Genomic DNA, 14,760 nt, shown 5'->3' on the forward strand with positions numbered 1-14,760 from the left:
ATTTTAGTAATTTCTGAAATTGACTATCTCTATTTATGATAATGTTTGATCTTTTGATTTCTGCCTATAAGAAAATACAAAATAGCTCCAAAAAAACTACCGAGAAGAACTACGTGAATCCAAACGATTTTATTGTTTCTGGGAAACTCATTTTTCAATATATCTATTAAAGCAAGCAAGGTGGATAAAATGAAAACACCTACAAGTGACAGAATGATTATCTGCCAAACTCCAATCATTCCTAAATAGATCATCGGCAAAAATTTTATACGGTACTTATTAAACCTTATGCTTTGAAGCAACTGAGTCGTTAACTATTTTCCATGCCTTTTACCTAAGAATGTGATAATTGAAAGTATCTAAAAAAAATAAACATATGATAAAAATAGATCAGATAGTTTTTAAAAGTGATTTAGACATTGACAATCTACTGACTAAGACAATAAGCAATATATTCAATCCAAATAAAGGTAGAATAAGTCCAAGGATTGCGATTACTAAGAAAATAATTTTTCCTGGGAAAAAATTGGAGGGTACAATAGGAATCTCCAGCTTTCCCTTTCGTTTTCGCAATAGATATGAAATAATAGCCGAAAGGCTCATAATAAACAATAAGAAAGCAGTGCATGCGATAATTAGAAAGTTCCAAGTGCCAAGTTGACCTTGGTGAAAAGCCATAAACCACATTCTACCGCGCATTAAAACTCCCACATCAGACCAACTATGCTGTAATAATAACTTGCCAGAATATTGATCAAAATGAATAATTTTTTGGGCATTCAGATCCTTGTAATAGGTGTTTGATAGGCTATAAATTCCCTCCTTCCCTTTAGGAAAAGCTAAACTCACTGTTCCTGGTAATGGGTGCTCTTTTGCAATCAGGATCATCTCATCAAGTGACAATGAATTTTCAGTAGGCAGCGATTTCAATCCTTGCCCGTCCCAAGTAGCAGGATAACCCGTGTTAGTAACTTTTTGGAGGCGTTTAAAATTATTTCCGAAAACTTCCGTCCAAGGTAATCCTCCAGCCAAAATCATTAAGAGTAAGATAGAAATCCAAAAACCGGTAATTGCATGAATATCTCTGAAAAATGTACGTCTCCCCTGCTTTATCCTCGGAATAAAAAAACCAAATACACTCCACTTCCTAACTGGCCACCAAATGTAAATTCCCGTTAGTAGCATTACGAATAACCAGCTGCCAACAAACTCGATAATTCTGCCTCCCCAAACACCCAGAAACAATGATCCGTGCATTTTACGAATTTGCCCCATTGGGCTATCATTCTCGAAAAATTTCCCAGTGATGGCTCCATTGTAAGGATTAACAAATAGATGAGAAACATTTGCGAATTTTCCTGAAATAAATTCAGTTGCTTCATCTGTTTTACCAGAAATAATTATGGAATGTGGTTTGGCATCACTATTCCTTCCAGCAATTTCCCATTGCTCCTGAAAGGTGAGTCGCTCATTTTTTACATCTACATACCGAAAATCACTTATCTGTGGGCTTTCATACGTATTCTTGAAAAGATATATAAATCCGGTAACTGATAGCATCAAGACAAAAGGGAGAATAATAATTCCAGAAATAAAATGCCATTTCATCAACCATTGGTGCAACTTAAGGTTCCTTTTCATAAAAAATAATTTCAAAGTAAGTGGTTAAACCTCGCTTTCAATAACCCCAGCTTTATAAATGATACTTAATACCAAAGTGAAAGGCACGCGGACTACCTACGGTAAATGTGTTCTCCTTTCGAAACACATTGTAACTTGAACGGACTGCATAAAGAGTATCAAAAACATTCAATAAATGCCCCCATAATTCAATTTTTTTGGTTCTGTATAGCGCACTCAAATTAAAAACATGATGACCGGGATAGGTTGCTGTAGTTGGCAAATTTTCATTCGTAACAGCCTGACCTTCAAAACTGGTCTTGTAGCCGCCAACAAGTTCGTATTCTAGTCCAATTGTTAATTCATTTAAATATGTTGGGGTGTAATTCAGGCGAGATTGGCCTAAAATTTTTGGTGCGGCAGCCATTTCAGTGTGGGAATAGTCTACGCCACGATCAAAAAAATCAATGTATCGATGGGATGCGAAACTACCGTTATGCGCTATTGAAAACTGCGGGAGAAACTGATATTTAAAACCATATTCAATTCCCATCGATTGTGTTGACCCTATATTGGCATTAAAAAAATTGTCGCTTTCATCACGTAAACTAACCAACGTATTCTCTCCATTTAGTAGATATAACGACAAATCAAATTTAAACTTAAAACTTGGCTGATAGTAGCCTCCAACTTCAAAGTTGTGGTACGTACTCGGTTTAAGTTCAAAAATATTGCCTCCCGTTTCCACAAAATTATTGCGGTATAGATCTGATGCTTGAGGCGGCGTAAACCCGTTTGAGTAACTGGTATAAGTACCGAGAGTACTAGAAAAATTATAGTTTACACCAAGTTTTGGAGAAAAGTGATTGTAAGTTGAATAAGTGTCTTTTGCGCCAGCGCTTGTTTCAATTAGATTGTTATAATTGTATTCAAACTTATCGTAACGCAAGGCAGTTGTTATTTTTAAAGCAGGTATTGGAGAAATTTCGTATTGAAGATAACCCGCGTAATTGCTAATATCAGCGGTATAATTCAATATAAATTTACCTGGGTTTAGTTGATAGTCTAAATTCTGTCCAGTCTCTGTGTCCACAATTATATCTATTGGGTTGGCAATGTATTCTTGTGGCGTATAATCCAAGGACGCTCCAAGAATTAGCGAGGATTTTTTAAAATCGAAATTTAATTTATGTTGTATCAAGCCTACTATACTCCTAAACTTATCGGAATTTATTTCGCCTATTGCCTTTCCGGTTAACTGGCCATCTTTTTTAAACTGGGTTATTCTATAGAAAGGTATTTGGCCAAGTTCATTATTTCTAAAAATAAAATTCAAGTTCGTCTTATTTTTTGAAGACCATGTTTTAGAGAGCGTACTTCTGAAGCGAAAACTTTTAGCTACTCTTTCAGTAAAAGTCTGATCGCTTTCGTAGTTTCCATTTTTATAATCTTCAGTACTCAAGTCGCCATTAGAATCTGAGCGATAATCGATTAAATCAATGACATTGGTCCAAGTTGTCGTGTTGCTTAGGTGATGGACAGTTTTAAACGTGAGCGCAAATTTTTCATAATCGCTGTGCGCCATTGGCCCGTTCTTTCTTTCTACATAATGTCCCCCAAAATAAAACCCAAAATCTTCATTGGTAAATTGTGACATTTCGAGTTCGTAACGTTTAAGACCCATATCATTTATTTCAAATCCCACGCTTGAACGGAAATCTCTACTTGGAGATTTGGTTATAAAATTAAAACTTCCTCCAATGGCATCGCTGCCATATATACTGGATGAAGGTCCTTTTAAAACTTCTATTCTTTGAAAAGATGTTCCGTTCATTTCCAAAAGAGCATTGTGGTTAAATACTGCCGTTGGCCTAATGGGAAGACCATCCTCCAAATAGAGAAAAAGTGCCTTTGTGGTAATTGGAGAACGGACGGCCATCATATGTTCTTCATTGCTCGCCACGGTAGAAGCAGACATAAAGACACCGGGCACCTGATTAACAAGCTGCTCTAGCTCTACAGTTTTAGTGTTTTCAATAGTAGTTGCACTCAGCACACTAATAGCCCCTGGAATATCGCGCCTACTTTGTTGCTCGCGGCTTGCCGAAATAACAACTTCGTTCAAAAGTTCCGAGTCCAATTCAAGTATAATAGTGGTAAATTTTTCGGAAAGTGTTAAGATTAACGTCTTATATCCCAAATGCGTTATTTTTACCTGTGTTTCAGATTCTAAATCAATTTTAAAACGCCCTTGAAAATCGCTCGTCGTACCTATTGAAGGATATTTCTCCAACCTAATTTCCACTCCTGATAGTGGCTGTTTATCCTGATCTACTACAATTCCGGTATAAGTAATCTGTCCATAGCTAACCATGCCAACAAATAGGAAACCCAAATTAAAAATCCGTTTTATTTTACTGAAAAACAAACTCATAGTTTTATATAATAATTTGGCAATCTCTATATATTTTTTTTTATTTTATTTTTAAAATATGCAATACAAAAACCTCTGGTTCCAGACAGATTCCTTTCATTGAAAATATATAGCATTTAATGGTATCCTTTTAATGATACGGATGCATTTTAAAAATATAATCCATTACATTAGCAACAATTGTATCGCATTTTGAATTGCCAAAGTCAAAAATAGTTGAATGGTCTGTAAGGTTTAATATTGAGTCTCGCAACATAATTCTAGCTCTGTGCAAGCGCACTTTAACATTGCTATTTGAAAGGTCTAAGCTGCTAGAAATTTCAGAAATTCCAATGCCTTCCACCTCTTTTAGCATATAGACAATTTTATATTTTTCGGGTAGCGTGTCTATTGCCTTTTCTATAAAATATGACGATTCTTTATACATAGTTTTGCGTTCGGGATCCATTATATTGCGATCTTCAATTTGTAATACTTTATCTTCCTGTTGTATGGCAACAGTTTGATATCTGTTTGCTTTTCGCTTTCGCTGTAAGGCTTCATTTATTCCTATTCGAATGAGCCAAGTTGAAAACCTTGCTTCGTTTTTAAATTGATACAGTTTTTGAAAAGCCTTTATATAGGTGTCTTGCATGGTATCTTCTGCATCGGTTTCAATAGTAATATAGCTTCTTATTGTTCTGTATAATAATTCGTTGTAACGGCGCATTAGTATCTCGAACAATTCCACTTGTCCATCGAGGATTTTCTCTATAATTATCGCTTCGGTTGGTTCTTTTTGTTCAATTGTATTCGTATTCATAAAAGGTCTGTTTTAGTTTAGATGCCTAAAGTCTTTTTCGGTTACATTTTGTAACCACCGTCGTTTCTGGGCATCTAAATAGGAGCGCAAAAGCAAATGCTAAGTCGATAAATAAAAATCAATTCAAAATAATTTATATAAGAAATGAAAATTAACGGTGAAGAAAATCTGGATGCCATGGTATTACCACACAGTTCGGTACACATTAGCAATAAAGCAAAATGTGATACTGAAAAAATGGATGCCATAAAATATCACTTTTCAAAGATTATGGAAACATTGGGTCTAGACCTCGATGATCCAAGTTTGCAAAAAACTCCAGAAAGAGTAGCAAAAATGTATGTGAACGATGTTTTTAAAGGACTGGACCAAAACAATTTTCCAAAGGTTTCTTTTTTTGAAAATACGAGTAATTATAAAGAAATGATTCTTGTAGATAACATCACGGTTTACTCCTATTGCGAACATCATTTTGTGCCTTTCTTCGGAAAAGCTGCCGTGGCATATATTCCTAAAGACAGGGTAATAGGATTGTCAAAAATTAATAGGATTGCGCAATTTGTTGCCAGTAAACCGCAGATACAAGAACGACTTACTATGGAGGTTGGCGAAAAATTTAAAGAGCTTTTACAAACTGACGATATTGCAATTTATATTGAAGCCAATCATTTATGTGTAGCTTCGCGTGGGGTTAAAGACAACAACAGTACAACCTCAACTACTTTTTTCGGCGGAAAATTTGCGAAGAATAAAATGAAGAACAGATTTCTAAATTCAATACATAAATAATTTTTATCCGAAAAGTGCAATCTGCACGTGAATATTTCGGCACCTTTTCACTAAACTAATTTATGTTTCTTATTCGCTTTATTTCTAAAATAAGCTATAAAAGATAAAACGAGCATTCCCGCGACTGTAATATATATCCACGCGGGAATTGGCATAGGGTCGCCAGCGGCATAGGAATGTAATCCGGACAGATAGTAATTCACCCCGAAATAAGTAAATATAATAGACCATATAGCCCAAAGGCTGACGATATTAAAAATCAGTTTCCCTCTAAGTTTCGGTACTAATCGCAGGTGTAAAACCACCGCGTAAAATATAACCGAAATAAATGCCCAGGTTTCTTTGGGGTCCCAGCTCCAATATCTTCCCCAGCTTTCATTGGCCCACATTCCTCCCAAAAAAGTGCCCACGGCAAGCGCAAAAATGCCAACGGTTAAAGCCATTTCGTTGACTATCGTTAATTCCTTGATGGCATTTTTAATTTTTTTAGTGGGTTTAGCACTGAACAGTATTAACGAAATAGCACTCAACACAGCAGACAAACCAAAGAAGCCATAACTAGAGGTAATGATGCCCACGTGAACCATAAGCCAGTACGATTTTAGAACGGGTTCCAAAGGTGTAATCTGCGGGTCCAGCATAGACCCACCGTGTGCAAACCCCATCATAATCATGGCTACTAAAGCTCCGGCTGCTGGAATAAACGCATTTCTATTTTTGTAAAGCAGCAATCCGGAAAGCACCCCAATTCCCGAAATAAATACAATCGCCTCATAACCGTTACTCCAAGGAGCGTGTCCCGAAAGGTACCAGCGAACTCCTAAAGCAGTGACTTGAATGGTCAAGGCTAAAACCATCAATCTCAAGAGTGTTTTGGTTAAGAGGCGAATTATATTATTATATTTTGATCCCGACGAAAATACTTCGGCAAAACCAAGTATGACCATAAACATACCCAACATGCTGTACGCTATCATCAGCCAAAAGAAAACGTTGAGACGATTATAGAGAATTTCCAAATTAACTTTTGAAGCCGACGGCACAATGGCTTTTCCCCAAGTCTGCTGAAATTCACTTATGGCTTTAATACTCTTATCGGCTTTGTTCCAGTTTTCGGTTTTCAAGCCTTCTTTTACGCCATCAAAATAAGGGGTTAACAGTGCATAAGCCGTCTCGTCTATCGCTACCGGGTTTTCTTCAGCGCTATAAATCCAGCTTCTCCAAGTTTGTGCTGGATCATTTTTTACAGGAATGATGTTGGTATAATACCCAAAAGCAATACTGCTAAAAATATTGAAACGTTCGGTTACCTCAATAACGGCTTTGTCATATTTAGACTGGTCTGCTTTTCGTTTGCTGAAAGATTTGTTATCCTGTTCTTCCAATTTAAAAATTCCAGTATTCGGGTCTACTAGATTGGAATATGAAGTATAACCTTCTGCATTGGCACCGGTTTCCTTTAAAAGTTTGTCGCCTCCTTTAAGGCCTACTTTAATTAAAGGTTCATTGGCCCAATACCCAGGATCTACTTGCATAGAAATAAACCATTGTTCGGGTGAAATGGTAACATTTCCTTTTTGATAGTTATCTTTTTTGTGAATTTTTCTGAGCAATTCCAGCGCATGCGTATTTATAGGTTTAATGCGACCTTGAAAATCCTGTGCTAAAAGCCGTCCGAATTTTTCAGCATGATTTAAGTCTATTATCCGGTTCGATCCTAGTTCGTTGAGTTTTGCGAACTGAGCGTTTGGGCCAACCTTTTGTTCCAATACGGTTGTAGTGTCACTTGTTTCCCCAATACTATTCTGGGCAAAACTGGAATTTGTACCAATTCCAAAGAGAAATAGCAAAGGCAGAACCACAAACTTTTTTTTATGCATTTTCTTTAATGAATTATTCAAATTCCAGAAATGAGTTCCTTTCCAAAATAGGGTGAAAAACATTCCTGCAAACAGCAGGAAATACCCAAAATAGGTTACGGTTGTTCCCCACCAGTCAGCATTTACAGAAAGAATAGTTCCACTTTCATCTGGGAAGTAGCTCGCTTGAAAGAACCGATAACCGCGGTAATCCATAACGTTATTCATATAAATATGATGTCGTTTTTCTGAACCTTTATCAATGACCGTTATCTTACTTTCATAAGATGATGGATTATTTGATCCCGGATAGCGTTCCAACAGAAAATCGTCGCAACGCAATTCAAATTCCGTTTTAAGAATCTTCGATCCAAATCCCAAAGAGACATCTAGCCCATTAATTTTTAAAGTTTTGTTTAGTTCGGTAACGCCTTTTCCACCTTTTATCAATAATGTATCAATTTCGTTGCCCGATCTTAATTCTACTTGAATAACCTCCAAAAGATTTTTGTCCATCGGGTTGTTTTTATCGCCTTTGTAATAAACCATTTTTCCGTTGAAAGCACTTTCGGGAATAATAAAATTAGTGTTGCTTACCGTGTAAAGTGTTCTGTGATTCAGCGTATCCGTTTCATTCGCTTTAATATTTCCCGATTGTTGCGCCAACAATGTAGTATCAGTTATTACGCCCTTTTGCTGCCCTTCCATAGACATGTATCGCCCATCTGTTGGGAGGGTAAGCATTAAAACGCTATCCTTTTCCCTTAGTTGAACCGCATCTTGAACTGGGCTGTTATAACTGAAAATGGTACCGTCAATGTTTTTGATTTCACCTTCGGAAATATAATTATTTACCCTACTGCCTTTCCCTATGGTTACGATGTTGAGCATCTTCTTTCCCGATTCGGTTATTTGAAGGGAATCTTTAGCCAGTGGAATATAGTCTAGGGTTTTTAAAGAAATAACCTTGTCGTCAAACCGATAATTTTGTTCGAAAGTTCTTTTGAATGGCCATTTGGTGTCTTTGGCATTAAAGTAAGACATCATATATGGGTTCTTGTCATAGACGCGCGTTTTATTTCCATCGCTGACGTTGAGTTTGAAATAAGTGAGGTCGCTAATAATTTCGTTGGTGGTCTGCCCTTCCTTTATTGGCATTTGCCCTTCAAAACTAACGTAGCGTGTAATTGCGCCTCCAATAAACATAAAAATAAACGCCAAGTGAAATACCAGTATTGGCCACTTTTCTCGTCTTGTAAGGTTGTAAGTTTTAATATTTGCAACAAATAAGAGTATCAGCCAAAGCATCAGAATTTCGAACCAAGTTGCATTGTAAACTAGTGTTTTTGCGGTGGGCGTATCGAAATCATTTTCCACAAAAGTTGCCACAGCCATGGAAATACCATATAGCAGCAAAAGCACTGTCATAGTTCGGGTGGAGAACAATATTTTTTGTAAGCGTGGCAATGCGTTTGAAATCATTTCTAATGTTCAAATTTTTTAATCCTTTAAAAAATAGCTTGCATTTTTAAACAATGCACCTCCTTAGAAGTTAGTTTAACTGGGGATAGATTCTTCTAAAAGAGATGCATGTGAAAAAAATAATTCTAAAAAGGCTAAGTTTATAGTGTACTTAGCATATTTTTATAGTGATTTCAGATATTCAGTAAGATCATCCTTTTCTGACCCCGTTAAGGCGAGATTATTTACTTCATTATATCTATTCACTACATCAGCCAAAGTTGCTGCGGAACCATCGTGGAAATACGGTGGGTGTTGCCAAATACCTTTTAATGGGGTAACTCTCCATTGTTTGGTAGCAGATCGTTTCACATAATCTTTATCTGGTGCTACAGACGCACTTTGAGGGTGTAATTTTCCACCATCAACAACATCGGTAAACAATGGTCCGGAGTGGCAAGTTGCACATTGTGCTTTTCCTGAGAAAAGTTCTTTTCCTCGAGTAGCCGCGGCCACATCAAAAGAACCAACTGGTGGCGTTGGAGCCGAAATTGAGAATTGATACTCCTGTAAAGCCGGAAGTTTATCGGTTACTAAATCATCACCTTCTCTGTGATCTACTTCCAAATTTAGACGCGGATCTGCAAAATATCCATGACCACGCATTTGGGTAACGGCCACATATCTATTCCAATACGCAACTGGTCCTGCAGGTTCGTGTTCAACATCGCCATCACCAGTAAAAATTGCTTTCGGCAAGCCATATAATCCATACGCGGGCGGAATAACCACTGGGTTATTAAGACCATCATTACTGTATCTAGGATCGTATATTCCAGGGCCCCACGAAGCGTAAACGTCTTTCTGAGCTTGGGTTAAAGCTGGAGACAGAGAGATAATTAAACCGGGGTCTAAATCTCTATTCGGCCACCCGTCTAAACGGCTTCCTATTCCAGGAGCAAAAGAGTCATCAACAGTTGAGTGACAAAGCGCGCAAGTAATACCCATTCTATCCAACTTTAAAGTACCATCGGTATTTTGGCTCACTTCGCCCTGTACCCCAACAACGGCATTTAATTGTAATAAAACAAGCGTGGTTTGGGGGTCGTCTAAATCAACTTGTCCATTTTGTATTGCTTCAACAACAGCGGGTGGCAAAGCCTCTGCGTCTACTTTTAAGCCCACAGCCAAGGCGGTATTTGGGCTTACTGCAGCTTCCACAACTTCATTCATTTGTAGCACATCTGTCCAAAATGATTCATCGCCAAAAGTGTCGTATCTAAATATTTCTTTTCCTTCTGCTACCAACTGCGCGTCCAACGGAGGCAAGTTTAAACTGCCTTCACCCGGAGCCAAGCGACCAGTATCGTCGTCATCATTACTACAACTATAAAGGCCAAGCGAAGCAATTACAGCTATTAACAACGTAGAAATCATAAATTGTTTTTTCATAATCTTTAGTTTTTATTTGTGAATTGATAAACTTCCCCTGATGCGGAAATCAATTCGGGGTTGAGATTCTTTAACTTTAGATTAATAAACTACTGTTGGGTTACAAAAAATCACAGATCATTTTGTGATTATGAAAAAATTTCACACGTTGAAGTCATTATAGGAAGCATAAAATGAACTGAACAAAGACTTTACGAAGTAGCGTAATTTCTGATACGAACTACAGTCGTGACAAAAAATTAGATATTGTAGCCTGTTTGAATATTTCGTCGTTTAACGCCAATTGTTACCAGATGCGATTTAACATCTTTTTCAAAGTTTCTTGGTCCACAGATGTAGAAGTATTGCTCTGTATTGCAGATTCTACTGGAAAGGTAATCCTCATCAATTTTCCCGAAAGTAATATTTCTAGATTTTACCCTACTTAAAATTAGCGATAGCTTGTTATTGAACATAGCCTTCAATCTTTTGTAGAACAGCACATCGCTCTTACTTTTGTCTGCATAAATTAAACTGTGCTCCCGTTTCACGTCAACACCGTTATCTGCAATAGTTTCGAAGATGGGAAAAAAAGCTGTAATTCCAGCGCCTGCGGCAATAAAGGTACCACTGCCTTTATATGCATAAGAATTCCACGGAGAAGATATTTGCACTATTTCATTTGGTTGAAGTTTTGAGATTGCCTCCGTAAGTCCTTTTCGAGGATACACTTTTATTATAAACTCCAAATGATCCTCCGCCGGAGTATTGGCAATTGTAAATGAAGCCACGGAAAGTTCAAAACCCGGTTTAAAAATACTTAGATCAACCACTTGTCCAAGTTCAAATTCAAACCTAAAAGGCTTTTCAATTTTTAAAAGAATAACGTTCTCGTTGATAGTTTCAACATTCAAGACTTTAACTCTGTACGGAAATATAAAACCCATATCCAATCGTTTTTTTGTTCACACTTTGGATGTGTTTTTAGCCATTTGGTTACAAATGAGGTTGTACAAGAACGATAGCTCCAATTCTCTGAAATCTGAAAAGCCAGCCATACAAGCACAACATTCAGTATTTGTCAACTCAAAAAATAACCATTCAAAAACCGAAAAAATTATTTCTTGCCAGCACTTCAAAATATAATAATTGTTTTTACGCTCACTTATTGAGATTACCGGAAATCTTATTTATTTTAGCAGGTTGAAGTATACCACTTAAAGTAATTCAAAAAATAAACCGTATAAAAAAGATTCTAAAAAAATAAAATTTTAATCTAGTTTAGTTTGCAGAACACTCGGGAAGGAGTTACAATATAGTCAACTCGTATGCCCAAAACAGAAGACAACCGAGCATAGAAGATTTATACAAGATAGCCGAATTACTCAAAGTTGATGTGAGAGATTTATTAACGGAGAGCCAAAATAAATAATGGAGAAATTGAAATTAAAATTTATTGACCTTTTTGCAGGACTTGGTGGCTTTCATAAAGCCTTACACGAACTTGGACACGAATGTGTGTTTGCAAGTGAACTCGACCCAACTCTGCGAAATGTTTATCAAACAAATTGGGGAATTGAAGCCCAAGGTGACATTAAAAAAATAGTTGATAAAGAAATAGAAACTATTCCTCCACACGATATTTTATGTGCAGGATTTCCGTGTCAACCATTCTCAAAAGCAGGTAAACAATTAGGTCGTGACGATGATAGAGGAACCTTGTTTGACGAAATAGCAAAAATCCTTGAATTTAGAAAACCAAAATTTTTCATACTTGAAAATGTTCCGTTCATCAGACAACACGACAATGAGGAAACTTGGAATTATATGCACGAAAAACTTGCAAGTTTAGGATATGAAGTTAATAACCAAATTTATTCTCCTCAAGATTTTGGAGTTCCCCAACACAGAAAAAGAATTTTTATTGTTGGGTCATTAATTGGACTTGACCATTTTTCATTTGACGAAATAGACAATCAAAAATCAAATTTCATTAACATTCATCAATTTATTGAAGAAAAGCCAAAATTGTTCAAGGAATTGCCGAAGGCAAACCAAGAGTGTCTCAAACTTTGGCAAACATTCATTGACCAAATTCCAAATGAAACCAAACTACCCGGCTTTCCAATTTGGGGAATGGAGTTTGGAGCTACCTACCCTTATGATTCAACTCCGCCAAGTAAGATGCCAAAATATGAATTAGCCAATTACAAAGGGAACTTTGGCAAACAATTGACGCTTGAAATGACCAAAAAAGAGCAACTACACAATTTGCCAAGTTATGCAAGGGTTACGCGAAAATTCCCTGATTGGAAACAACGATACATAAAGCAAAGCAGAGATTTTTACGATGACCATAAAAAGCACATTAGCGATGTTGTCGCTGAAATTGCTAAATATCCTTCTCAAAGTTGGCAAAAATTGGAATGGAACGTTGGCGACGGAGAAAGAAACATAAATAATTATATTATCCAATTTAGAGCTTCGGGAATTAGAGTAAAAAAAGCTGATTTTTTTCCTTCGCTTGTTTGTACTAATACGCAGATTCCAATCATCGGTTGGCAAAAACGATACATAACTAAAGAAGAAGGCTTAAAACTGCAATCTTTGGAAGGAATTTCATTACCTCAAAACGACAATGCTGCTTTTAAGGCTTTGGGAAATGCGGTCAATTCTAAAATAGTCAAATTAATTGCAGAAAAACTCATAAAGACACAACCCAAAGTTTTAAAACTAAATGGTGCTAAAAAAGTAATTAACGGAATACAAATAGATTCCAATGAAACAAGTGAATTAAGCTATGAAAGAATTAAATAATGTAAACATCCGCCCAGGTGTAACAATTCTTTCTGTTTTAAAGCACCTCAATTACAAATCTTATTATGCATTAGCTGAATTTGTTGATAATGCCATTGACAGCTATTTGAAAAATGAAGAAGAATTAAAGAAGATTGAAGGCGATAACTTTAAGCTAAGAGTCGATATTGAATTTGATACCAATAACGGCAGAATCAATATAAAAGACAATGCCGCAGGAATTCATTCAAGTGATTACCAAAGAGCATTCAGAACCGCTGAACTACCACCTGACAATACTCGACTTTCAGAATTTGGTATGGGAATGAAATCTGCAGCTTGTTGGTTTTCCAACAAATGGCAGGTTAAAACAAAAGCAATTAATGAAAATGTTGAACGGACAGTAGTTTTTGATATTTCAAAAATTGTAGAAGATAAAATTCAAGAACTACAAATTGACACAAAGTCCGCCAATCCTGATTCTCACTATACCTTAATCACGCTATATGGGATTGAGGAGAAAATGCCTGTAAGAAGAGGTCTTGGGAAGGTAAAAAGGCATTTGGCAAGTATTTACAGAGATTTTTTCAGGAAGGATATTTTAGACTTATACATTAATGGAGAAAAATTAACTTATAAGTCTCCAAAAATCTTAAATACTGCTTATTATGAAACTCCTGAAGAAGAAAATATTAATTGGAAGCAAGAAGTTGATTTTGACTTTGGTGATGACCATAAAGGAGGGAAATTAAAAGCCAAAGGATTTGTTGCCATTATGGAAACAATGTCCGTGAGCGATAGCGGATTTGCTTTATTTAGAAGAGGGAGAGTAATAGAAGGAAGTGCAGATAATGATGAAGGGTTTAGGCCACCCGCTTTATCAGGCTCTTTGGGTAGTCATAGGTATAAACGGCTTTTTGGAGAATTGCATCTTGAAGGTTTTAAGGTAAGTCATACAAAAGATGGTTTTCAATGGGATGATAATATGGAAGCCTTTTTGGAAATTTTGAAGGAAGAATTAGAAAGTGAAAAATCTCTTCCCATTTTAAAGCAGGCCGATAAATACAGGGTTCGAGAGAGTGCAAAGAATTACCAGAAAGTCTCTAAGAAAGTAGTAGACAATACTACTGAAAAAATTCAAAACAACATCTCTCGGGATGTTCAAAATATTATTACTAAGCCAATTCCAGACAGGTTTGAAGAGCCTTCGCTAAAAGAAGTTTATAAATCATACCACAAAAAATTTCCTTTGAATATTTCCAACATTGATTATATGGTTCATATAGAGTTATCCTATGATGAAACTATTGACGAATTAGTTCAAGTTGGAGACCATTTAATACCTGAAAGAACTCCAAACTTTAAGAATATTGGTGTTAGATTATCTCTCATTCATCCATTTATGGTTGAGTTTGCAGGTGATGACCACAAAGTGATTGAACCACTTTTACGGATGGTTGTAGCATTAGGTTTATCCGAAATAATTGTAAAAAAATCAGGTGCTCCGATAACGGAATTAAGAAATAATATGAACGAACTTTTACTTGGTTCTTTATCAAAATTGTAAC

General features: G+C 36.3%; 10 protein-coding genes and 1 pseudogene. 4 read left to right on the top strand and 7 right to left on the bottom strand.

What is annotated here, in order from left to right:
- Positions 1 to 29: 29 nt before the first annotated feature.
- From K8089_RS11500 to K8089_RS11515, 4 genes are all read right to left on the bottom strand, one after another.
- Positions 30 to 254, bottom strand: a complete 225-nt coding sequence (locus K8089_RS11500; protein ID WP_338149254.1) for a PLD nuclease N-terminal domain-containing protein — start codon at positions 252 to 254, stop codon at positions 30 to 32.
- Between the two features lie 136 nt (positions 255 to 390).
- Entirely contained in the window at positions 391 to 1,641 is a 1,251-nt protein-coding gene (locus K8089_RS11505; protein WP_237603438.1) for a PepSY-associated TM helix domain-containing protein, read from the bottom strand.
- Between the two features lie 52 nt (positions 1,642 to 1,693).
- Positions 1,694 to 4,054, bottom strand: coding sequence for a TonB-dependent receptor (locus K8089_RS11510; protein ID WP_237603439.1), 2,361 nt, complete (start codon positions 4,052 to 4,054; stop codon positions 1,694 to 1,696).
- 130 nt (positions 4,055 to 4,184) lie between these two features.
- Positions 4,185 to 4,856: an RNA polymerase sigma factor gene (locus tag K8089_RS11515; RefSeq protein ID WP_237603440.1), complete on the bottom strand. Its 672-nt coding sequence runs from the start codon at positions 4,854 to 4,856 to the stop codon at positions 4,185 to 4,187.
- A gap of 144 nt (positions 4,857 to 5,000) precedes the next feature.
- Between K8089_RS11515 and folE the strand changes: the two genes are divergently transcribed.
- On the top strand, positions 5,001 to 5,645 hold the full coding sequence (gene folE / locus K8089_RS11520; RefSeq protein WP_237603441.1) for a GTP cyclohydrolase I FolE: 645 nt from the start codon (positions 5,001 to 5,003) through the stop codon (positions 5,643 to 5,645).
- Between the two features lie 50 nt (positions 5,646 to 5,695).
- Here folE and ccsA read toward each other — a convergent pair whose 3' ends face one another.
- From ccsA to K8089_RS11535, 3 genes are all read right to left on the bottom strand, one after another.
- Complete coding sequence (gene ccsA, locus K8089_RS11525; protein ID WP_237603442.1) at positions 5,696 to 8,986, bottom strand: cytochrome c biogenesis protein; 3,291 nt, start codon at positions 8,984 to 8,986, stop codon at positions 5,696 to 5,698.
- Positions 8,987 to 9,148: 162 nt separating this feature from the next.
- Entirely contained in the window at positions 9,149 to 10,417 is a 1,269-nt protein-coding gene (locus tag K8089_RS11530; protein ID WP_237603443.1) for a hypothetical protein, read from the bottom strand.
- 239 nt (positions 10,418 to 10,656) lie between these two features.
- A complete protein-coding gene (locus tag K8089_RS11535) occupies positions 10,657 to 11,343 on the bottom strand; it encodes an FAD-binding oxidoreductase (RefSeq protein WP_237603444.1) in 687 nt (228 codons plus the stop codon).
- A 353-nt stretch (positions 11,344 to 11,696) separates the two neighbouring features.
- Here K8089_RS11535 and K8089_RS16530 point away from each other — a divergent pair.
- The 3 genes and pseudogenes from K8089_RS16530 to K8089_RS11550 all read left to right on the top strand — a co-directional run.
- Positions 11,697 to 11,828, top strand: a pseudogene (locus K8089_RS16530) (helix-turn-helix domain-containing protein); the annotation flags it as partial.
- Complete coding sequence (locus K8089_RS11545; RefSeq protein ID WP_237603445.1) at positions 11,828 to 13,213, top strand: DNA cytosine methyltransferase; 1,386 nt, start codon at positions 11,828 to 11,830, stop codon at positions 13,211 to 13,213. The pseudogene K8089_RS16530 and the gene K8089_RS11545, both read left to right, overlap by 1 nt.
- Positions 13,197 to 14,759, top strand: a complete 1,563-nt coding sequence (locus K8089_RS11550; RefSeq protein WP_237603446.1) for an ATP-binding protein — start codon at positions 13,197 to 13,199, stop codon at positions 14,757 to 14,759. Before K8089_RS11545 ends, K8089_RS11550 begins: the two co-directional genes overlap by 17 nt.
- The last annotated feature ends 1 nt before the right edge of the window (position 14,760 follow it).

Origin of the sequence: Aequorivita vitellina (assembly GCF_022008365.1) — a bacterium.
Lineage (GTDB): Bacteria > Bacteroidota > Bacteroidia > Flavobacteriales > Flavobacteriaceae > Aequorivita > Aequorivita vitellina.